This is a genomic window from Bradyrhizobium sp. CCGB01 (assembly GCF_024199795.1).
In the GTDB taxonomy this organism is placed as follows: domain Bacteria; phylum Pseudomonadota; class Alphaproteobacteria; order Rhizobiales; family Xanthobacteraceae; genus Bradyrhizobium.
Genome location: NZ_JANADK010000001.1, coordinates 8,904,431 through 8,925,780, shown reverse-complemented (window position 1 = coordinate 8,925,780; position 21,350 = coordinate 8,904,431). Strand labels below are relative to the sequence as shown.

General features: G+C 64.5%; 14 protein-coding genes and 1 tRNA gene. 9 read left to right on the top strand and 6 right to left on the bottom strand.

What is annotated here, in order from left to right; genetic code table 11:
• Positions 1-39 precede the first annotated feature (39 nt).
• From NLM25_RS42045 to NLM25_RS42030, 4 genes are all read left to right on the top strand, one after another.
• Entirely contained in the window at positions 40-1,542 is a 1,503-nt protein-coding gene (locus NLM25_RS42045; protein WP_375166919.1) for an ATP-binding protein, read from the top strand.
• A gap of 265 nt (positions 1,543-1,807) precedes the next feature.
• Positions 1,808-1,884, top strand: a tRNA-Arg gene (locus NLM25_RS42040).
• A 188-nt stretch (positions 1,885-2,072) separates the two neighbouring features.
• Positions 2,073-2,855, top strand: a complete 783-nt coding sequence (locus NLM25_RS42035) for an alpha/beta fold hydrolase (RefSeq protein WP_254140835.1) — start codon at positions 2,073-2,075, stop codon at positions 2,853-2,855.
• A 125-nt stretch (positions 2,856-2,980) separates the two neighbouring features.
• Entirely contained in the window at positions 2,981-3,355 is a 375-nt protein-coding gene (locus NLM25_RS42030; RefSeq protein WP_254123788.1) for a hypothetical protein, read from the top strand.
• A gap of 54 nt (positions 3,356-3,409) precedes the next feature.
• Here the strand turns inward: NLM25_RS42030 and NLM25_RS42025 are convergent, their stop codons facing one another.
• From NLM25_RS42025 to NLM25_RS42005, 5 genes are all read right to left on the bottom strand, one after another.
• Positions 3,410-4,438, bottom strand: a complete 1,029-nt coding sequence (locus tag NLM25_RS42025; RefSeq protein ID WP_254140834.1) for an alpha/beta fold hydrolase — start codon at positions 4,436-4,438, stop codon at positions 3,410-3,412.
• A 182-nt stretch (positions 4,439-4,620) separates the two neighbouring features.
• Positions 4,621-5,040 (bottom strand): CBS domain-containing protein, encoded by a 420-nt coding sequence (locus NLM25_RS42020; protein ID WP_254123786.1) that lies wholly within the window; start codon positions 5,038-5,040, stop codon positions 4,621-4,623.
• Between the two features lie 113 nt (positions 5,041-5,153).
• The gene (locus NLM25_RS42015) at positions 5,154-5,624 is read right to left on the bottom strand and encodes an aminoacyl-tRNA deacylase (protein WP_254123785.1); all 471 of its coding nucleotides are present in this window, start codon (positions 5,622-5,624) and stop codon (positions 5,154-5,156) included.
• A 188-nt stretch (positions 5,625-5,812) separates the two neighbouring features.
• Complete coding sequence (locus NLM25_RS42010) at positions 5,813-6,133, bottom strand: hypothetical protein (protein ID WP_254123784.1); 321 nt, start codon at positions 6,131-6,133, stop codon at positions 5,813-5,815.
• Positions 6,134-6,156: 23 nt separating this feature from the next.
• Entirely contained in the window at positions 6,157-10,983 is a 4,827-nt protein-coding gene (locus tag NLM25_RS42005; RefSeq protein ID WP_254140833.1) for an NAD-glutamate dehydrogenase, read from the bottom strand.
• A gap of 47 nt (positions 10,984-11,030) precedes the next feature.
• On the opposite strand from NLM25_RS42005, the gene NLM25_RS42000 reads away from it, so the two are divergent.
• Positions 11,031-11,264: a hypothetical protein gene (locus tag NLM25_RS42000; RefSeq protein WP_254140832.1), complete on the top strand. Its 234-nt coding sequence runs from the start codon at positions 11,031-11,033 to the stop codon at positions 11,262-11,264.
• A gap of 57 nt (positions 11,265-11,321) precedes the next feature.
• Here NLM25_RS42000 and NLM25_RS41995 read toward each other — a convergent pair whose 3' ends face one another.
• Positions 11,322-12,584: a cation:proton antiporter gene (locus tag NLM25_RS41995; RefSeq protein ID WP_254140831.1), complete on the bottom strand. Its 1,263-nt coding sequence runs from the start codon at positions 12,582-12,584 to the stop codon at positions 11,322-11,324.
• A gap of 379 nt (positions 12,585-12,963) precedes the next feature.
• Here NLM25_RS41995 and NLM25_RS41990 point away from each other — a divergent pair, with 379 nt between their 5' ends.
• From NLM25_RS41990 to NLM25_RS41975, 4 genes are all read left to right on the top strand, one after another.
• Complete coding sequence (locus NLM25_RS41990; protein WP_254140830.1) at positions 12,964-16,134, top strand: autotransporter outer membrane beta-barrel domain-containing protein; 3,171 nt, start codon at positions 12,964-12,966, stop codon at positions 16,132-16,134.
• A gap of 146 nt (positions 16,135-16,280) precedes the next feature.
• Positions 16,281-18,434 carry a GumC family protein gene (locus tag NLM25_RS41985; RefSeq protein WP_254140829.1) on the top strand — a complete coding sequence of 718 codons (2,154 nt, stop codon included), beginning with the start codon at positions 16,281-16,283 and terminating at the stop codon, positions 18,432-18,434.
• A gap of 2 nt (positions 18,435-18,436) precedes the next feature.
• Complete coding sequence (locus tag NLM25_RS41980) at positions 18,437-19,582, top strand: glycoside hydrolase family 5 protein (protein WP_254140828.1); 1,146 nt, start codon at positions 18,437-18,439, stop codon at positions 19,580-19,582.
• A 78-nt stretch (positions 19,583-19,660) separates the two neighbouring features.
• Entirely contained in the window at positions 19,661-21,223 is a 1,563-nt protein-coding gene (locus tag NLM25_RS41975; protein WP_254140827.1) for a hypothetical protein, read from the top strand.
• The last annotated feature ends 127 nt before the right edge of the window (positions 21,224-21,350 follow it).

Sequence of the window (21,350 nt, the reverse complement as noted above, 5' to 3'; positions counted from 1 at the left end):
TAGCCAGGCTCTATTACAAAGCCAACAGGGGCAGATTTCGTGGCAGCGACAGACCTCCAGCCGGTCCAGGATACGGATCAGCCGGGCCAGCCGGCGATGCGGCCCCGTGGGGCGCGCGGGCTCGGGCTGTCCGGCAAGCTGCTGCTGCTCACCGTCCCCCTGGTGATGATCGCCGCCGTTCTGCTCTACGTGCCCGCGATCGCCAACTTCTGGGTCAACCGGCTCAATGACCGCGTGGCGGCGGCCAACACGGCGGCGCTGGTGCTCGACGCCGCGCCGCTCGGCATGGTCCCCGATTCGCTGTCGCGCCAGATCCTGAAAAGCATCAATGCCCGCGCCGTCGCCATCAAGATGGGACAGCAGCGCCGGCTGCTCGCCAGCGACAACCTGCCCACGGCCATCGAGCACGACATCGACCTGCGCGACATGACGGTGTGGGAGGCGATCACCGGCTCGTTCCGGATGATGCTGGAGACCGGCAACCAGGCCATCCGCATCGTCGGACCCGGCGTCGGCAATGCCCAGTTCATCGAGATCGTGACCGACGAATTGCCGCTGCGGCAGTCGATGTACCGCTTCTCCCGCAACGTGGTGGTGGTCGCGCTGATCATCGCGGTGCTGACCGCGGGCCTCGTCTATCTCGCGCTCCATTATCTCTTCGTGCGCCCGATGCGGCGGCTCACCGCGAGCCTGGTCGGCTTCCACGAAAACCCTGAAAGCTCGGCGCGCATCATCGTGCCGAGCCAGCGCAGCGACGAAATAGGCGTCGCCGAGCGCGAATTGTCGGACATGCAGCGCGATCTGATGTCGATGCTGCATCAGAAGAGCCGGCTCGCCGCCCTCGGCCTCGCCGTGTCCAAGATCAACCACGATCTGCGCAATCTGCTGGCTTCGGCCCAGCTTTTGTCCGACCAGCTCGCCAGCGTGCCGGATCCGCGGGTGCAGCGTTTTGCGCCGAAGCTGGTGCGCTCGCTCGAGCGCGCCATCGCCTTCTGCCAGTCGACGCTGTCCTATGGCCGCGCCCAGGAAGCGGCGCCCGACCGCCGCATGATCCTGATCGAGCCTGTGGTGCTGGAGGTGCGCGAGACCGCGGGCCTCGCCAGCGATGCCTCGATCGCCTGGGTCGCCGCGATCGAGCGCGGGCTCGCGATCGATGCCGATCCCGACCAGCTCTTCCGCGTGCTGCTCAACCTCGTCCGCAACGCCGCCCAGGCGCTGGAAAGCCATGCGTCGGGCGAGGGCGGCGGAGCGCAGCAGATCCGGATCACCGGCAAACGCGAGGGCGCCGTCGCCATTCTGGAGGTTTCCGACACCGGCCCCGGCGTCCCCCAGAAGACCCGGGACCATCTGTTCGAGGCGTTCCAGACCTCCGGCCGCCCCGGCGGCAGCGGTCTCGGCCTTGCCATCGCCGCCGAATTGGTCCGCGCCCATGGCGGCCAGATTCACCTGGTCGAGGGCACCATCGGCGCCACCTTCCGGATCGTCATCCCCGACCGCCCCGTGGAACTCCTCTCCATCCGCAACGAGCGGCAGAGGGCGTAGTCGGCCAGAGGCCGAGTACGTTGTCATTCCGGAGCGTCGCAACGCGACGACCCCGGAATCCCGAGGTTTTGGGCACGAGATTCCGGGTTCTCGCTTCGCGAGCCCCGGAATGACGGGGTAGAAACCGTCATCTCCCTGCAAAATCTCCCCAACCCGGACCTTGCCAATCGGGACAAGAGCGGTTAGTCAAAGCGCTCTTTCGCACCCCTCCCGGCTTCCGGGAGATGCGTCGCGGGCCACCATGCCCGCGCTGTTTGCGAAACACGCGCCCGTAGCTCAGCTGGATAGAGCATCAGACTACGAATCTGAGGGTCGGACGTTCGAATCGTTCCGGGCGCGCCATTTCGGTACAAAACCAGGCACTCCAAAACCTGCCGATTTTCCGCTGGACGCAGCGATCCGTGTGCGTGGCCGCCCGGCTCGCGCCGCGGCGAAGCAGTCGTGCCCATCTTCATCGGCCGTGGTGCGCCAGCTAGACTGAGGGCTCGCCAGAGACGCCTTGGACATGTCGGTGAACACGGAGATGGCCCATGAAGCTCGCGCATGACGGAATCCAGCTGTCCTTCGACATCGCCGGGGAGGGACCGCTTCAATTCCTGTTCGTCCATGGCCTGGGCGGGGATCGCACGCATTTCGCGCCGCAGATGGCGTATTTCGCCCGTCAAGGTCGGGCGTTGAATGCCGAGCTGCGGGGGCATGGCGAGAGCGACAAGCCGCAACAGGCGTATTCGATCGAAGGCTTCGCCGATGATCTCGTCTGGCTGTGCAACCAACAGCAGATCACAAGGCCGGTCATCGTGGGTCAAAGCATGGGTGGCAACATGGCGCTCGAAATCGCCGCCCGCTATCCGGACTTTCCTGCAGGCCTGGTGCTGCTCGATTCAGGGGTGCTCTTTCCCGCCTCAGCGGGGACGGTGTTCGCCGGGTATCTGGAGGGCTTGAAGGGCGCGGACTTTGCGAACGAGGCACGGAAAATCGTGGCGGACTCCTGTCTGCCGACCGACAGATGCCGCGCCCGTGTTGAACAGACCTTTCTGGCGACGCCACAGCATGTACTGGTGTCTACGTTTACAAGTCTGTTCCCTTGGGATGTGCAGCGGGCGCGTGAGTGCGCCCAGGCGTGCCGGGTCCCGGTGCTCTACATCGAAGCAGCCCACCGGCTCGCGGATCTGGATCGTTTCGCGGCACTGTGCCCGCAACTGGTCACCGCCAAGGCCGTCGGCTCCGGGCATTTCCTGTCGCTGGAAGTGCCGGAGCAGATCAACCCGATGATCGACCGGTTCATCTCGCTCTACGTGCGAAGACCCGGGTAAGCTTCGTCGTCGGTCGTTGCGGGCAAGGACGAAACCCTTTGCCGGCCGGATGAAGCCGGCCAGAAACAAACCACGCCTAACCTGTTCCACATTGGCCCGTCCAACCCGATTTGAGGGAGGATCTCATGAAAGCAGCGCTTTTGGCACTGTCGCTTCTTGGCCAGCCCGCGATGCCGGTTTCAGATCGCGTACCCGTTTTCAACGTGGAAGCCATGTGCAGGGACGTTTCCGCTGACGACAAGGCGTCGGGGCTCGCGCTGGCGCAGGACGCCGGCGAGTGCACGCGCGATGAGACGCTTGCGCGGCAGCAGCTGAGCTCGACCTGGCTGACCGTTCCGGGTCCCATGCGCGAAAGTTGCGAAGGCGAGGCTGCGGCCGCGGGAATACAAAGCTATGTCGATCTGCTCACCTGTCTGCAGATGGCAGGCTGGGCCAATCCGGCTCCTCAACCGGCGGCCCCGCTCAGGGGCGCGAGCAAGATGCGGAACGCCAAGAACTAGTACAAGGATTAGGACAAGAACTAGCTCAGGAATGAGTTGCGCAACTGCGCGCTCTTACGCGGTCGTACCGCCGATCGAGCGGCGGATCTCCCGCTGCACTTCCGCGCTCGATAGAAACAGATCGTGATTGATGATGCTCCAGCCTTCCTGGGAAGCATCGACCACGCGCACGCCGAGTTGCTGGATGACAGCCTTCTCGGCGGCACCGACCCGGGTCATCCCACCTGCGAGCTGTCCCGATAGAGCCAGAGCGCGATCGTTCGTCGCGGCGATCACGGTGATCTTGCCGGCAAGCGGACCGATGCGGTGGATCGTCGACGTGAACACGTCCATGTCGATATCGGGCGCGGCAAACACGACCGCGCCGATCTTGCTCGTGACCGTGTCGCCGTATCGCGCATAGAGCTGACGCAGGCTCTCGAGCGTCAGCATGGTTCCCATGCTGTGCGCAACGATATGCACGCGACCGCCGCCTGGACCTGACACGAGGGCAGAGAGCACGCGTTCGAAATCGTCGCGAGAATACATCGCGCTGTCGCGGTCGTAGGCATAGTCGAACAGCCCGGCCTTGGAGGGCCAGGAGAACACCATGGTCCGGCCGCGGAACTTGATCCCGTCGGAGAGATGGGCGGCATCGAGCGCGGCCGTTTCGAATGTCTGCTTGAAGCCGTGCACATAGATCAGCACGTCTCCTCCCCCGCCGCCCTGCGCAAGGAGATCGCCGATGTCAGCCTGCACCGGTTCCACCTGATCGAGGCGCCAATCGGCCAGTCCGACCGAGGCGAGGGAAAGCCGGCTCTCATCCGGCGCCACCAGCTTCGCCCGCGCGACCGTCATTGTCGTCGCGCGCTCCGGCCCGAACCAGGGTTTGGTGCGACCACCCTTCACGGGCTTGCGCGTGGTGGCGATGAGCAATGTGGGGTCAACGGAGAGCGACGAGGCGTCGTAGCGCGCGCCGGTCGCGCCCAGGCCTGCGCATCCGCCGAGCGCGAGTGCGCTGCCTGCCGACGCAAGCCCGCGCAGGAGCGCGCGGCGCGAAAGAGAATGATGAGAGTTGCGTTGCAGAGGATGTCGGACGATCACACGGAACCTTTGGGAACTTTGCCCACCATACCGCCGCCCCGCCTAGCTCCCTGAATGACAATGGGGGCGAGAAGACGGCGGAGCAGCTTCGTGGCAGGTCGCAGTCATGACGTCCGCGTTCGCCGGCTGCGGGGCCTGCGAGCGATGCGACGAAGTTCCGGCGCCGGGGGTGGCGGTTGCCATCAATGATGGGCCGACACGCCCTTGACGCACTGGGTCAACAGATCAACGGTGGCGAATTGGCCGACATCACCCAGGCTGATCATGCCGACCATCCGCTTGCTCTTGTTGATCACGGGCAGCCTGCGGATTTTCAGCGTCTCCATGTGATGCACGGCTTTCGCCAGATCGTCGTCTTCCCGGCAGCAATGGATGCCTTCGGTCATCACGTCCCGCGCCGTCATGCGCGCGGCGTTGAAGCTCTTGCTCGCGAGGCCTTTGCAGACGATGTCGCGATCGGTCACCATCCCGATCAGATGGTCATCATCGCCGATCGGAATGCAGCCGATGTCGTGTCCTTGCATCAGCTTCGCGATCTCGGTGATCGGGGTGTCGGGGCTGACCCAGTCGACGCCCTTGTGCATCACGTCCTTGACCTTCATGGAGGACCTCCGTTGCGAACGCAGCCCCCGTGACGCGATTATACTACGAACCGGACGCGACCGCACGCGCGCCGCGACAAGGCGTACGGAATTCATCCCGCCGCCATGCTGCGTCAATCGTGCCTGCTGAAGCGTCCATGCGGCGCATTGGCCGTCAACCGCTCGAACTGCGCGTGCGTCAACTGGAGCAGCGTCTCGTGGTCGCCGGCTTCGATATAGATCTCGGGCTGCGCCCGGATGCTGTCATCGACGATGAGATCGAGCCCGTAGCACCGGCCTACCGCCGGAACAGCTCCATGCGCGCAGTCCGCGAACAGCCGGTTGATCTCGGTTTCGTTCGCCATCACGAGATCCGAGCCGAGCCTCTCCTTCAGGTCCGGCAGGTTGAGATGGTGCGATGCCGGAAGGATCGCGAGCATATAGCCGCCGTCATGCCGCAGCACGACGGCCTTGGCGAAACGATCGCCCGAGACGTGGCAGGCCTCCGCCGTGTGCGCGGATGACATGGTGAAGACGTGCGGGATCTCGGCATACTGGATCTTCTCGGCAGCCAGGTATCGGTGGAGCGTGGGGGCAATGGTCATGGCGTGGCCTTTCGGATGGCTATGCGAACCATCCATCGTGAGGCTGCCTCCGCCGCACGATGGGCGGCCGCGTGATTGCCGGATGGCAGCATAGGCCTCACCCTCGAATGCCGCAATCGGGTCGGGAGGTGAATCCGTCCGCGCGCGCCATTCCGGCTTCGTTTGCGATGCCGCCGATGTCCCGTGGCTTACGAAATCCTTGCCACAACGCCCGGCCGGTTCTTCTTGAGCCAGGCAACGGCCTCGGGGCCATCGACGACACACGCGAAGGTTTCCCAGGTTGGGTCCTCCAGGGATTCCGATTGCAGTCGCTTCGCCGCATACTCAACGAGGTCGTGCAGGCCTTCGTATCCTCGTCGGTGTTCGAGGGACTCCGCAATCGCGGTGCTGGTCCAGTCTCGTCGGGCCAGATCGATGATGCTCGGAGCGTCGGCCTCGCTGAACCACGGTGTGGCATCGAACTCGATGCAGCGGACATTATCGGCGGTGTGGCAAGTGGCGTGGATCATGGGGTTCCTCCGTTTGCCGGCTCTCAGACTTTGACCAGATCCCCCAGCAGGTTCGCCGCCACCGTCAGCTTGGCGAGCGTCAGGCCGCTGGCAGCAATCTCCTCGACCGAGCGACGGATGCGCGCCGCTTCGGGGTGAGCCGCAAGCCAGGTCTCGACGGCCTGCTGGCCGGACTGGCCGGTGGCCAGCATATCCGCGGCCAGTCTTCTTTCGGCGCTGGCGATCTGCTCAACGGCGCGATCGATCGCCATGCGCTCGAAATAATCGTTTGCCGGCACGCTGCGCGCGGCCGCGATGATGCGGTCGAGACGGAAATTCGCCTCGGCGGCGAAGAAGGTTGCGGCGGCATCGCTGATGGCGCGGGAGGTGCGCTCGGCGATCGTCACGATATCGGGTGCCGCGATCAGCGCGTCGAGATCGGCGAGCTCGCCGGCGAGGCCGGCCGGGACGCCGGCATCGGTGAGTTCCTGGCGCCGCTTGCTGCGCGCGGCCTGCAGGTCCGGCGGCAGGGTGGTGTCGAGGGAGGCCGCGATCTCGCGGATACCCGGGCCAAAACGTCCGATCACCGCCTCGAGGCCGTCCTTGAAATCGACATTGCGCACGTACCAGACCATGCGGGAAATCAAGAGATCCTGGACCGTCGCGTAGAGGCCGAGCTGCAACTGCCCGTCGATGCGGGTGTCGAGCGCGTCGATCGCGTCATTGAGCCGCCTGAGCTCGTAGATCGCGTCGACCGCCACCTGCGCCATGACGATGGTGGAGATATCGGCGTCGGTCTCGTCGGTCAGGCGCACGACACACGCCGGGCCGCCGCGGTTGATCACGGCATTGACGAGACTGGTCGCGATGATCTCGCGTCGCAGGCGATGGAGCTCGACCGCGGTCCGGAATTTATCGGGAACTTCGCGCGGAAAATACAGGGACAGTCTGCGGGCGAGATAAGGATCGTCCGGCACGCTGGTGACGAGCAGGTCCTCGTAGAGCGTCAGCTTGGCGTAGGCGAGCAGCACGGCAAGCTCGGGCCGCGTCAGGGCCTGGCCGCGCCGTGTACGCTCGGCGAGCGCTGCGTCGTCGGGCAGGAACTCCACCGCGCGGCTGAGCAGGCCGCGCCGCTCGAGCGACTGCATCAGGCGGGTGAGGAAGCCGGTCTCGGCCACGCCCTTGCGTTCGGCCAGCGAGAGCGCCAGCGTCTGCAGATAGTTGTTGCGCAGCACCAGCGTGCCGACCTCGTCGGTCATCGCGGCAAGCAGGCTGTTGCGGTCGGCGAAGCTGAGACGTCCCTCGCGTTCGGGGCGCGCCAGCGCGACCTTGATATTGACCTCGACGTCGGAGGTGTTGACGCCGGCCGAATTGTCGATGGCGTCGGTGTTGAGCTTGACGCCCTTCTGCGCCGCTTCGATGCGGCCGCGCTGGGTGACGCCGAGATTGGCGCCTTCGCCGATCACCCGGGCGCGAACATCGGCGCCTGCGATGCGGATCGGATCGTTGGCGCGGTCGCCGGCCTGATCGTCGCTCTCCGCCGATGCGCGGATATAGGTGCCGATGCCGCCAAACCACAACAGGTCCGTGCGCGCTTTCAGGATCGCCGTCATCACCTCGAACGGCGTGGCCTGCTCCTTGTCGAGATCGAGCAGGCCGCGTACTTCCGGCGCGAGCGGGATCGCCTTGAGCGTGCGCGGGAACACGCCGCCGCCCTGCGAGATCAGCGACTTGTCGTAGTCCTGCCAGCTCGATCGCGGCAGGTCGAACAGACGCTTGCGCTCGGCGAAGCTGGTCGAAAGGTCGGGCGAAGGATCGATGAAGATATCGCGGTGATCGAAGGCCGCCACGAGCCTTGTCGCCGGCGAGAGCAGCATGCCGTTGCCGAAGACGTCGCCGGACATGTCGCCGACGCCGGCAACGGTGAACGGCATGGTCTGGATGTCGGTGCCGAGCTCGCGGAAGTGGCGCTTGACCGCCTCCCAGGCGCCGCGCGCCGTGATCCCCATCTTCTTGTGGTCGTAGCCCTGGCTGCCGCCGGATGCGAAGGCATCGCCGAGCCAATGGTTCTTCTCGGCCGAGATCGCGTTGGCGACATCGGAGAAGGTGGCGGTGCCCTTGTCGGCGGCGACCACGAGGTAGGGGTCGTCGCCGTCATGGCGCATGGTTGAGTCGGGCGGCACGACGACGTCGCCGTCGAGATTATCGGTGAGCTCGAGCAGCGAGCGCACGAAGATGCGATAGGCCTCCGTGCCTTCCGCGAGCCAGGCGTCGCGATTGGAAGGCGGCGGCAGGCGCTTGGGCACGAAGCCGCCCTTGGCACCGACCGGCACGATCACGGCGTTCTTGACCTGCTGCGCCTTCACGAGGCCCAGGATCTCGGTGCGGAAATCCTGCGGCCGGTCGGACCAGCGCAAGCCGCCGCGCGCGACCTTACCGAAGCGAAGGTGAATGCCTTCGACCCGCGGCGAATAGACGAAGATCTCGTAGAGAGGTCGCGGCGCCGGCAAATCGTCGATCCGCCGCGCGTCGAACTTGAAGGAGATGACCGGACGCGGATGTCCGTCTTCGCCGATCTGCCACAGATTGGTGCGGATGGTCGACTGCACCAGATTGGTGAAGCGGCGCAGGATGCGATCTTCATCGAGCGAGGCGACGGATTTGAGCTGCTCCTCGATCTCGGCAAGGAGCGTCGCCTCGCGCGCCAAACGCTCGCGATCGGTCAGGACGAGGCGTGGATCGAGGCGGGCCTGGAACAGCGCAACAAGGTTGGCCGTGATCGCGGCGTTCTTGCGCAAGGTCTCCCACATGTAATCCTGGGTGAACGGAGCGCGGATCTGGTGCAAATAGCGCGACAGGGCACGGATGGTCGAGACTTCGCGCCAGCCGAGCGCGGTGCGCAGGACCAGGGCATTGTATCCGTCAGATTCGGCGCGATCGGTGACCACCGCCATGATCGAGGCTTGCAGGCGATGGCTGAATTCCGGGGTGATCTCGATCGGCCGGCCGTCACTGGTCTCGATCGTCATGTCGTGCAGCCAGACCGGCTCCGGCCTGTTCCCGGGCACGATCTGATAGGTGCGTTCGTTGACCACGCGCAGGCCGTGATTTTCGATCACCGGCACGCGATAGGACAGCGATAGCGGTGCGGCGTCGGAGAACACCTTCAGGCCGAAGCGCCGGAGATCGTCCTCGTCCTTGTCGCGGTGCACCGAAATCGTCACCGGGCGGGCTGGCGTCAGCTTTTCGATGGTGGCGATGTCGGCGATGGCCTGCTCCGCCGTGAAAACCTCGGTATAGCCGCCGCTAAAGGCCTGGGCATAACGATTGGCGATCATGCGCGCCCGCATGCCGTCGGTCGTCGCGGTGAGCGCGGCCTTCAGCTTGTCGATCCAGGTCGCGGCAATGGCGCTGATGCCGGCTTCGAGCGTGGCGCGCTCGACGACGGGCGTCTTGCCTTCATAGCGCCCGACGATGAAATGGACGCGCGCAAGCGCGCCTTCAGGGAATGATACGTAGGAAGCCGACAGGGTTCCCTTGTAGACCTGCGACAGGAAGGCTCCGACGCGCGTGCGGACGTCGGTGTCGTATTTGTCGCGTGGAATGAAGGTGAGAATGGAGACGAAGCGATCGAACTTGTCGACCCGCGCCAGCGCCCGGACGCGCGGGCGCTCGTAGAGGATCAGGACCTCGATGACGAAGTTGTAGAGCGTATCGACGTCGATCTGGAACAGCTCGTCACGCGGATAATCTTCGAGGATATGCATGAGCGCCTTGCCCGAATGGCCGTTCGGGTCGAAGCCGGCGCGCTGCAGCACCCGCGAAACCTTGTGGCGCACATAAGGGATCTGCCGCACCGAGCGGGTATAGGCGCCGGAGGTAAACAGGCCGACGACGCGCAATTCGCCTTCGAGCCGGCCGTCGGGTGCATAGAGCTTGATGCCCACATAATCCATCCGGATGCGCCGATGGACGAGGCTCGAGACATTGGCCTTGATGACGATCAGCAGGGTCGGCTCGTGCATGAACTCGCGAATTTCCGACGTCATCACCACCATTTCATTGCCGCGGCGCAGGACCTTCACATCCGGATCGCGCAGGATGCCGAGGCCTTCGCCGGTTGTAATATCGTCCGACGCATCGCCGTCGGGTGAGAAGCGATATTCGCGCACGCCGAGGAACGTGAAATTGTCCGTGCAGAGCCATTGCAGGAACTGATTGGCTTCGGCGACCTCGTCGATCGGCAGCGGCGGCGGATTGGAAGAGAACGTCTTGATTGCTTCCTCGACGCGATCACGCATGGCGCGCCAGTCGGTGACGCAGGCGCGGACGTTGTTCAATGCCCTGGTCAGTCCATCGACCAGCTTCTGGCGATCGGCGTCGGCGTCCAGGCGGGTGATGTGGAGGTGAATCAGGCTTTCGCGGGCGCCTCTCGCTCCCTCCGGCAGTGTCTCGCCGTAGAACCGCAGCAGCTTGCCCTCGGCATCGCGCTCCACGGCGATGATCGGGTGGGCGACGAGGGTGACTTCGATGCCCTGCTCGGCGAGTTCCGCCATCGTGGAGTCGTACAGGAAAGGCATGTTGTCGTTGAGAATCTCGAGCACGGAAATCTCGCGCCCGTTCGGCAACGTCGGATTGACCACGCGGATATCGGCGCTGCCCGACGTACGCCGCTGCACATGCTCCCAGGCGTGCTCCGCCAGGAGGGCGAGCGAGGCGGCGTCGTAATTGTCGAGATCCTCGATGTTGCTGTAGCCGAACAGGGGCTCGGCAAAGGCCTGGGGGCTCTTGCCCGGCGCCACGCTGCCGGCTGCATCGCGGATCAGGGTTGCCCGGGCCTTGTCGTCACGCCACGCCATCATGTCCTCCATTTGCTGCGCCGTCCGACCGCAGTCGCGATCATCAGCCTGATTCTGGAGTGCATCTCGTCGAGCGCCGCGATCGGGTGGATACGCAAGATCCTCGGTCTCGTGCGTCGGCGGCTTCCGACGACAATACTACGATCCCGGAGCGAAAGGCGCACGCTGTCGTGAGGCGTGCCGAAATTCCCTATGGCAGCGGGCGGGCCGAGGTCGGCGCCGACGGCTGGATCATTGAGGTGAAAAAATCACGAGCAATTTCAGATATGTATGAGTTCGTTGTTTTATTCTGAACGGCGCGCCGGAATTCCGTTCCGATCGCGTTGGTGCCAGCGCGGGGGTGACGCCGGTCAGGACTCCGATTGAAGTCCCGACGCGGCTTCCGGCAAGCCGTTTGCTGTGCCTGCAGGTCCCGGCGCTGGAGGCGCCTGCTTCATCTGTCTGGCCGCGCGTTCGGTGAGGACCAGTCCGACCAGCGACGACACGATGACGAGGACCACGGTAGCGTTCAGCATCGGTTGGTCGATCAGCCGTTCACCGGCCGCATTTTTTGTCCCATAAGCAACGAGCGCCACAGCCAGCGTTGCCGTGACCTGCGGCACTGTCAGCGCAAACATCAGATCGCGCTCAGGCTTGCCGTAGCCGAAAAGCCGCGCAGTACAGGTTGCGGCTAGCCACTTGCCGCCGAACAGGGCTGCGAGCACGCCCAGCACCAGCCACGGCTGGTCGCGCAACGTCGCAAGGAAGATCTTGAAGTCGACCAGAAAGCCGGCGGCGATGAAAAAGACGGGAATGAACAGGGCCTGGCTCATGATCTCGAGCGAGTCATCGCCTTTGATCTCGCCGAAAGCGCGCTTCAGGCTCACGCCCGCCAGGAAGGCCCCGATGATGCCTTCCATGCCGATCCATTCCGCGACCTGTGCGGCAATGGCCATCACCAGCAACATGATCAGCGCGCTCGAGACCCGACTTGTCCCGAACACTGCCAGGAGGCGCTTGACGAGCCAGCTCAATCCGACCAGCACGCCCGGCACGTAGATTGCCAGCCAGAGCAGTGTGACCAGAACTCCGGCCGGGTCGAACCCGCGAACGTGGATTGGAACGCAGAGCGCCAGCACGAGAATCGAGAGCATGTCGGTAAACAGTGTCGCTCCGACCGTGACGACGGCGACTTCGTGATCGATGAGACCTTTCTCCTTGACGATGGGCAGCCCGAGCAAGGTGTGGGACGCGAGAATGGCACCGATCACTGCACACGAATTCGCGGAGTAACCGATTGTGGCCGCAATCGCGATCGCAAGCGCAAAGGGCCATGAGAAGGTGAGCAGGCCGAACGTCGCCGCCCTGTGTCTGGCTTCGTTGAACTTCGCGATGTTGACCTCGAAGCCGGCGAAGAACATCAGCAGCAGCTTGCCGAGCTCCGCGAAGAAAGTGACGACCTTGCCCTCGGGATTGAGGACGGAAAGGACGCTCGGACCAAGGATGATGCCCGCCAGGATGTATCCGACCGGACGGGGAAGATGCAGGCGTTCCATTAGGCTCGGAAACACCAGCGTCAGCATCAAGGTCAGAGCGAATGATGTGAGAATTGGAAGGTGCGAAAAGAACTCCAAGCGGCTCCCCCTTCGACCGCGCTACGCGCATGACGACGATAGTACAATTTATCCGCAGGTGGAACCGGATCGGGCGGGGTGCCGGATGGGCGGGGTAAAGTCGAGCTGAAGCGCCTCGTGACGATCGAGCGTTCTGCGCCCCAAGGCCGGGACTACATTGTCAGAACTGCTGTCCCTTTTGTTGCCGGTCGGCGACATGTCGAGACCAATTATGCCTGCACCTGGTCGTCGCCACAATCACGCCGAGCTCAAGCGGGATTGATGAGACCATGATTTTCGATCTCAGATAGAATCGATTTTACGCATCTTCGCGCCAGAACGGCGTCTCTGCCCTTCGTTTTGTCAGAATTGACGGCAGGCACGTTCAGGGAGTGGCGCGATGATTTCAATCAATCAAAGGCGAGTCTGCCTTGCCGTTTGCGTCGGGCTCCTGGCCGGTTCCTTCGTTGATGAGGCCGCAGCCCAAACCTGCACGGTGGCGCCCGACTCGACGGTTACATTCTCCACCAGCAGCACGAGTTGCTCGATCGCCCCGAACACCACGCTGACCGGCACGCCCGCCGTTCACGCCAGCTCGAACGCAGAGATCGTCACCAATAACGTCACCATCAATCCCTTCAACGGCGGCAGCGTCGGCGGTCTCGCGGACACCTTCGGCGTCATCATCTTCAGCGCCGGATCGAGCATCAACGGCAACTGGAGCATCGCCGCGTCGGCGCAAAGCGGCGGCCAGATCGTCTTTCAGCCGGGCTCGGCTATCAATCCGGCTTTCGGGGGCGGCGGAATCGCGCTCCAGTCCGATGGATCGAGCAGCCTGATCAACGCCACAGGCCTTGCGATCAACCTCAACAGCGCCGGCAACAACGTCGCGGCGAAGGCGACAAACGGCGCCTCGATCGATCTGCTCAACAGCTCGGTCGCTTACGCCGCAGGCGGCGGTGGCAATACGGGCCTTTGGGCAAATGGTGCCGGCAGCCAGATCACGTCGACGGGCACAACGCTCCTAATGCCCGGCGGTGGCGGCGGTGACGTCGGCGTTCGCGCGGATGCCACCGGAACCGTCACGCTCATCGACAATACGATCACCGTTCAGGGCAATGGCGGCGGCGAGACCGGCCTGCTGGCGCAATCGACCGGAAGCTCGATCAAGGCGACGAACACGGCGGTCACTCTGTCCGGCAGCGGTGGAGACGTCGGGGCGAAGGCCTTGGACGGCGCGACGATCACGCTGAGCGGAGGCAGCGTCTCGGCTCCCGGCGGCAGCGGCGGCGAAATCGGCCTGCAGTCGAGCGGTTCCGGCAGCACGATCACCGCGACGAGCCTGTCGGTCACCGTTCCGAACAGCAGCAGCGGCACAGGTGCGCAGGCAATTTCTTCGGGCGCCATCGTGCTGAATCAAAGCAGCGTCACCACCGGCGGCAACTCCGCCATCGCGGTTCAGGCAACGGGAGCCGGCAGCTCGGTGACCGGCATCGGGACCGCCGTCAGCACCAGCGGTGGCAATGCGGTGGGTGTCCAGGCAGATAACGCGGGTAACGTTGCGCTCCAGAACGCCACCGTCACGACATCAGGCGCGGCGGCGATCGGCTTGCTCGCGACCGGAGCCAACTCGTCCGTCAGTGTGATTGGGGGCACTGTCACGACCACGGGTGCGAGTGCTGCTGCGGCTGCGGTGACCGGTGGCGGCTCGCTCACCAGCACCGCGGATCTGACCGCCAATGGCGCCGGCTCGAACGCCCTCAACGTCAGCGGCGGCGATGCCTCGCTGACGGTATCCATCCTGACAAGTCCGAACGGAGCGTCGATTGCCGCGACCGGCGGCACGAGCAATGTAAACCTGTCCGGCGTCGAGGCGGTGGTGAACAACGGCCAATGGCTGACCGTCGGCGGCGGCTCCACGCTCAATCTCGTCTCGGACGGATCGACCCTGCAGGGCGCGGCAATCACCGACGCGGGCAGCACGTCGAATGTAACGCTGAGGGGCGGCACACAATGGACCATGACCGGCAGCTCCAACGTCACCAACCTCACCAACACCTCGAGCTTCATCCAGTTCACACCGCCTGCCGGCGATCCGACTCAGTTGTCGAGCTACAAGACCTTGACGGCGGTGAACTATGTGGGCGGAAGCGGCACCATCGGACTCAACACGTTTCTCGGAACCGACGGCTCGCCATCGGACAGGCTCGTGATAAACGGCGGCACGGCGAGCGGAAATTCGTTCCTGAGGATCGCCAATACCGTTGGCGCCGGTGCGCTCACGACCGGCAATGGAATCCTCGTGGTTGACGCGGTCAACGGCGCGACGACGGCGCCGGACGCATTCAGTCTGTCCCGGTCGGTCCTCGCCGGCCCTTACCGATATTCGTTGTTCCGCGCGAGCGTTGATGCCAGCAATCCGGAAGCCTGGTACCTGCGCTCAAACCTCGACTGCTTGCGCCACCCGGAGTTGCCCGGTTGTCGCGGCGGCGGAGGTGGCGGCTTCTGTGCCAATCATCCCGACCTGTCCATCTGTGGCGGAGGAGGTGGTGGTGGAGGCGGCGGCGGTGGTGGTGGCGACGATACGCCCGACTTCAGGCCGGAGACCTCACTCTATGCGGCCATCCCGGCGATGGCGCTTTTGTACGGTCGCAATCTGCTCGACTCCCTGCATGAGCGGATGGGCGAGCAGGAAGATCAGCGTTTTCGCGCCAGTACCGAGAACGCCAGGGTTGGATGGGCTCGCGTGATTGGCGTCAATGGAACGCAACAGGGCGACAGCCTCGGTGTTCTTGGCGGCTCGGCCGGCCCTCATTTCTCCTACAATTTCCAGGCGCTCCAGGGCGGCATGGATGTCTATCGGCACGACAATCCCGACGGCTCGCGCGATCAGGCCGGCGCCTACTTCGCGATCGGCGGTGCACAGGGTCGAGTTGCTCACTACGACGGCCAGATCGGTGACAGCACTTTCGCCGCCTACACGCTCGGGGGCTACTGGACCCATTTTGGTCCGGCCGGCTGGTACATCGATGCGATCACCCAGGGCACCTTCTATGACATTCGCAGCACGGCCAACCAGGACCTTCCGGCGCTGAAGACCGGCGCCCAGGGCGGCGCCGCGTCGATCGAGGGTGGCTATCCCTTCAGGCTCGGCGGCGGCTATTTCATCGAACCCCAGGCGCAACTCGTCTATCAGAACATCCACATCAACAGTGCCAGCGATACGGCTGCGCAAATCCGTTTCACTGACGTGGACTCGCTGGCGGCCCGGATCGGTGCGAGGTTCGGCAGGACCTGGTCGATCGACAACGGCCCGCAGACGATCACAGCATGGGTTCGTCCCAATCTGTGGAACGAATTTCTGGGCAAACCGACGACATTGTTTTCGTCGGAAGCCGGACCCGTTCCGTTTTACGCCAGCCTAGGTGGCCTGTGGGGCGAGATCAACACTGGCGTGAGCGGTCAGGTGAATGCGGCCACGACGCTCTACGCGAATGCGTCCTACCAGAGCCGGTTCGACGGCGGCGGCTTTGCCTATGCCGGCAAGGTCGGTGTCCGCATCAATTGGTGAGCCGCCGCCATAGCCACGAGAGCCATCTCATTCACCAATTGGTAACCAGCCGTAGCGGGGCAGCCGTAACCGCCGGTTAACCATGGATATTTACGGTGTAGCAAGCCTCCAGGCTGTGCCTGTCAGTTGATTTCGAGTCCAATCCCATGGCGTTCGGTCGAAGCGCATCTCCGCGAAGCATCGCCCCGACGGAGCCTGCGGCTTCGTGGGAAGCGCCGCGGGCTGCGACGGCGAAGCCTGACAGCGCCTCGCCCGCGCTGATCAAGGGATCGCTGACCGTCACCGGCGCGCTCGCTTTCCTGCGCGAGAATGGCCGGCGCATCCTGACGCTGGCATTGGCGCTATTCGCCCTCGGCGTCGTTGTCCTGATGGTCCTGCCGGTCCGGTATGCCGCGACAGCCCTGGTCGTCCTCGATCCCCGCGAGCTGCGCGTGACCTCGGATCAGGACGTGCTGCCCGGCATCGGCCAGGATGCCGCCGCGCTTCAGAGCCAGATCGAGATCGCCAAATCGGACGGCTTCCTCCGGCCCCTGATCGAGAAGCTCAAGATCGCCGACGACGCGGATATCGCGGGCGGTCATACCGACATGACGCGCCTGCTCGAGAAATTCCGCGCCCGTCTCGATATCTCCCGCCGCGGGCTCACCTACGTCATTGCGATCTCGTTCACCTCGAACAGCGCGGAACGGGCGGCGCAATACGCCAACGCCATCGCCGAGGCGTTCGTCGCCAGCCAGGGCCGTGTTCGCACCGAGGCTACGGACGAGGCGGCCGACTGGCTCAAGGACCGGCTGAAGGCATTGAACGAGCGCCTGCGCGCATCGGAGGACGCCGTCGCGGCCTTCAGGTTCGAGCACAAGATTCTCAATGCCGGCAAGGATTCCACCACCCAGCAATTGCGGGTGACCGACATCAATCAGCAGGTCTCGGCCGCGCGTCTTCGCACCGAGGAAGCCAAGGCGCGCTACGAGCAGGTGCAGCGCGATCTCAAGGCCAATGTCGAAGGCCCGGTGAAGCAGGACCTCCTGAGCATGCTGCGCGCGCAGCGCTCGACCCTGAACGACCAGATTGCGCAGAAGAAAGCGGTCTACGGCGACCGTCATCCCGATCTTGCGATCTCCTACAGCCAGCTCGCCGATCTCAACCGGCAGATCGAGGTCGAGCGGAAGAAGAACATCGACACGGCGAAGTCCGAATATGAGGCGCAGCTGGAGCAGCAGAACGCGCTGGAAAAGCAGCTGAAGGCGGTCGAGACGCAGATGCTGGTCGACGGTCAGGCGCTCGTGAAGCTGCAGGAGCTGCAGCGCGACGCCGATGCCAACAAGAACATCTACGAGCAGTTTTTGTCGCGGTTCAAGACGACCAGCGAGCAGCGTCAGCTGCAGAGCTCGCAGACCAAGATCGCTTCGCCCGCGATTCCACCGCTGCGCTCGACGCGTCCGCCGCTCGCTTTGCTGCTCGCCGCGCTCGCGATCGGCTCGCTGCTGGCGTCGACCGCCGCCGTTGCGGCAATGGAAAGCGTGTCCGACCGGCCCGATCCCGTTGAGGCTCCGGCGCGAACGCCCGCGCGTGCGAAGGCGGAGGTCACGCAAAGCCGGCAAGTCCAGCCTCCGGCGCCTGTTGCGCCCCCACCCGAGGCGATGCCGAACCTCCCGGTCTGGGCTCGCATTCCCGAACTGGCGTCGGGAGCTGCGACGAACACCGTCTGGCAACGGCCGATTGCGCCGACGGCCGAGATTGATCTCGGCGCCTATCTGCGTCCGCTGCTCGAGCGGATCGACCGCGCGCCGGTGCGTGGCTGCAAGGTCGCCCTCGTGCTGTCGGTCGGCAAGAGCGCCGGCGGCAACACCGTTGCGCGCTCCCTCAATCGCGCGGCCGTCAATCGCGGCATGATGAGCGTGCTGATCCGGCTCCAGCCGGAATTCGCCGGCGCCCAGCCACCGGTGACCGAATGGCAGGACGGCTCGACCACGGCGGGCCTTCAGTCGATCATCGAGTTGCTCAGTGCCGGCAGGAAGGCCGATGCGCGGCTGGAAGACGATATTCGCTCGGAGTTCGACCTGATCGTCATCCATGCGAGCAATCTCGCATTGCAGCCCGACGCGATCGCGCTGGCCGCGCACGCGGATCTGATCATCCCGGTGGTGCGCGCCGGCGAGCTCGGGTCGGCGGCGATGCGGCGGGTGACTGCGGCACTGTCGCGATACAACACCGTGCCGACCGGTCTCGTCGTCAATCATGCGCCCGCGGGCTCCGCGGCACCTCATCCTGACGGCGGCGCGTTAAGCCGGGCGGTTTGACGATGAGGTCGCGCGGTCGTCTGCTCGTTGCCGCGATCTTGCTGTCGATCTCATGCGGCGCGCCGGCATCGGCGAGCACTTGCGTGCCCGTGCCGCAAACGGTTGCGCCGGAGAGGCTTGCCGCGCTGTCGCGCGGCTTCAACGCCGACGGCTGGATCAACGGTCCGAAATCCGCAGCCCCAGGCCGCGAGCTGCTCCAGCAGTTGCGCAAGGCGGGCATGAGCCATGTGCGGCTGCCGGTGCCCGCCGAGCGCGTGATGCTCCGTTTCACCGCGAAGGCGGAGCGCGACGAGACGTTGCGCGCGCTCGACAAGGCGCTGAAGCAACTCACCTCGCTCGGCTATTCCGTCTCCGTCGATCTCCATCCCGGCGAGCGTTTCAATCGCCTGCACAAGGACGATCCCGACGCGGCGTCGCACGAGATGCAGGATGCCTGGAGCGCGCTTGCGCAGGTCATTCGGTCTTTTCCCGCCGACCGCGTCTTTGCCGAGCTGCTCAATGAGCCCGATATCGACGCCGAGAGGTGGCAAACGGAGGTCGAAGCGCTCGCCGCCTCCGTTCGCCAATTGCTTCCTGCCACGACCCTGATCGTCGGTCCGGTCAACTGGCAGCGCGCGGACTCGCTGCCGCGGTTTCGTCCGCTGTCGGATCCCAACGTCGTCTACGCCATCCATTTCTATGATCCCATGGTGTTCACCCATCAGGGCCATTGGGATGCGCAGGATCCACTGCACGACATCATCGATCTGCCTTACCCCATCAATGCCGGCGATCCCAAGGTTCAGGCGCTCCGCCAGGATTTGCAGATGAGAGGTGCGGCGAAGGCGCTTGCCATGCTCGACACGGCGATTGCCGTCGCCAGGGACAAGCCTGATGTCGATCAATGGCTCGCGCCCGCCCTCGCGTGGCAGCAGCAGTTTTCACGGCCAATCATCGTCAACGAGTTCGGCGTGCTGAAAGCCGGCGCGCCCCGGGAGAGCCGGGTGCGCTGGCTCGCGGCAGTGACCGCCTATGCGAGGGCGCATTGCTGGGGCTGGGCGCATTGGGAGCTGGCGCAGGGGTTCGGCCTCGTCGACAGCAGCACGGGCAAGCCCGATCCCGACGTGATGCGTGCGCTATTGGGCGCGGCGAAGCCGGGCCGGCGCTGATCCCGGTTCGCCATCGTTAACGAAACCTTACATATCCCGCCGCTATCGTGGCCTCCGCGCTACGCCAAAGGACGACCCATGAGTGGCGGGGACTCACCGCAGCTTCACGCCATGCAGGCCGGCATTGCCGGGCCGTCGCCGTTGCGCGAGGTGATCCCGACGCTGTGCATCGCCATCGCAACGATCGGCTTTGTTCCGGTGCTGCACGTGGCGAGCCCGGTCCTGTCCCTGACTGTCGAGGTCCTGATCGCGATCGCAATCATCGTTATGGTTCCGACCTACGCGCCGGCCATCGCGATCTTCGTCCTGTTCTTCCAGAACCTGTTCGTCTCGATCCTCTCGCCCCTGGTCCCGGCTCCGTCCGATCTCGACTTCATCAAGGGCTATAATTTCCTCGTCTGCTCCGTGATGTGGCTGACGACGTTCGGCCTCTACGTGTTCGGTCAAAGGAATCGATCGGCCGAGGTGAACCAGATCATGCGCTGGGGCGTCGTCACCCTCGCCGTGGTCGCGCTCTATTTCGCGATCGGCTTCGTCCAGGACGGCCAGGCGGCAACGGTCTATTTGCGCAACATCGTGCTTCCGCTGTTTCTGTTCCAGCTCTCGTTGCTGACGGCCGCGACCTATGAAGTTCGCGCGACATCGTTCCTGGTGACGCTCGCTGTCATTCTCATCATTTGCGGCTATGTCGAGTTTGCGTTCCGGGATTTCTGGCTGGCGATCACGAACGGCTATACGTTCTGGGGTTTCGACGAGCTCAAGGCGACCCGTTCGGGGGTATGGGAAGCCGAGATGCGCGCCACCGGAAACGTGCCTGTCGACCTCAAGGATCGTTTCAGCTTCGACTTCCTGAATACGCCCCTGCTCGAAGGCTTCGGGCTGTCGAAGATCCTGCGCATTCACGGACCGAACATGCACCCGATCAGCTTCGGGTACGGGATCGCCTTCTTCGGGCTGTTCCTGTTTTCGGTCGGGCGTCCGTTTCTGGCCCTCGTTGCGTTGCCCCTCCTGATCTTTTGCAGCGTGAAGGGCGCGCTGATCGTGGTGGTGTTCGTCGCCGCAGCCTGGATGTCGACCCGTCTGCTCGGCGCCATGGTGACGCTATTGCTCGGCTTCGTGGCCTTGGCCGTGTTTGCCGTCGCCGCGATTCGCGTCGGCTTGCAGATCGGCGATTATCATGTTCTTGGTCTCATGGGGGGCTTGAACGGATTTCTGGAAAAGCCGTTTGGCCGGGGTCTCGGAGTTGGCGGAAACCTGTCGGAGGGCTATTTCTCGATCGACTGGAGCGCAGCACAGCAGGCCGGAACGACCGATGGCGCGGTCGAGAGCGCGATCGGCGTGCTGATCTACCAGATGGGCATCGCCGCCCTCGTGCCGCTTGGTTTCTATTTCGCGATGGCGCTCAGGGCATGGCGCCTCTACGCATCATCGGGATATCTGACGCAGGGCCTCGCAGGCTTCGGCGTCATGGTCGTGCTGCTCAACGGCATGTTCCAGGAAGAGGCCCTGTTCGCGCCGCCGGCGCTGGGCCTCATGCTCTCGCTCACCGGGCTCGTGATCGGAAGCCAGATCAGGATGCAGACGGTGGTCGTGCAGAGTGCAGAGCCGGCGTCGCTCACGCACTACCAGGCCGCGACTTGAGCTCATCGGGTTGCCGGCGCGAAATATTTCCCGTGAACGCGCGCGGGGCCGGGGGCATATCGCCGGCCGCAGCGCCACCAAACGCCGGCACGACGTAGGTGGGCCGTCTCGCCGCTGTTCAGCGCGT

What these genes read in the sequence shown, in the direction of transcription:
- NLM25_RS42035 (WP_254140835.1), top strand. Translation starts at nt 2,073, where the DNA reads ATGAAGCTCGCGCATGACGGAATCCAGCTGTCCTTCGACATCGCCGGG.
- NLM25_RS42030 (WP_254123788.1), top strand. Translation starts at nt 2,981, where the DNA reads ATGAAAGCAGCGCTTTTGGCACTGTCGCTTCTTGGCCAGCCCGCGATG.
- NLM25_RS42020 (WP_254123786.1), bottom strand. Translation starts at nt 5,040, where the DNA reads ATGAAGGTCAAGGACGTGATGCACAAGGGCGTCGACTGGGTCAGCCCC.
- NLM25_RS42015 (WP_254123785.1), bottom strand. Translation starts at nt 5,624, where the DNA reads ATGACCATTGCCCCCACGCTCCACCGATACCTGGCTGCCGAGAAGATC.
- NLM25_RS42010 (WP_254123784.1), bottom strand. Translation starts at nt 6,133, where the DNA reads ATGATCCACGCCACTTGCCACACCGCCGATAATGTCCGCTGCATCGAG.
- NLM25_RS42005 (WP_254140833.1), bottom strand. Translation starts at nt 10,983, where the DNA reads ATGGAGGACATGATGGCGTGGCGTGACGACAAGGCCCGGGCAACCCTG.
- NLM25_RS41990 (WP_254140830.1), top strand. Translation starts at nt 12,964, where the DNA reads ATGATTTCAATCAATCAAAGGCGAGTCTGCCTTGCCGTTTGCGTCGGG.
- NLM25_RS41985 (WP_254140829.1), top strand. Translation starts at nt 16,281, where the DNA reads ATGGCGTTCGGTCGAAGCGCATCTCCGCGAAGCATCGCCCCGACGGAG.
- NLM25_RS41980 (WP_254140828.1), top strand. Translation starts at nt 18,437, where the DNA reads ATGAGGTCGCGCGGTCGTCTGCTCGTTGCCGCGATCTTGCTGTCGATC.
- NLM25_RS41975 (WP_254140827.1), top strand. Translation starts at nt 19,661, where the DNA reads ATGAGTGGCGGGGACTCACCGCAGCTTCACGCCATGCAGGCCGGCATT.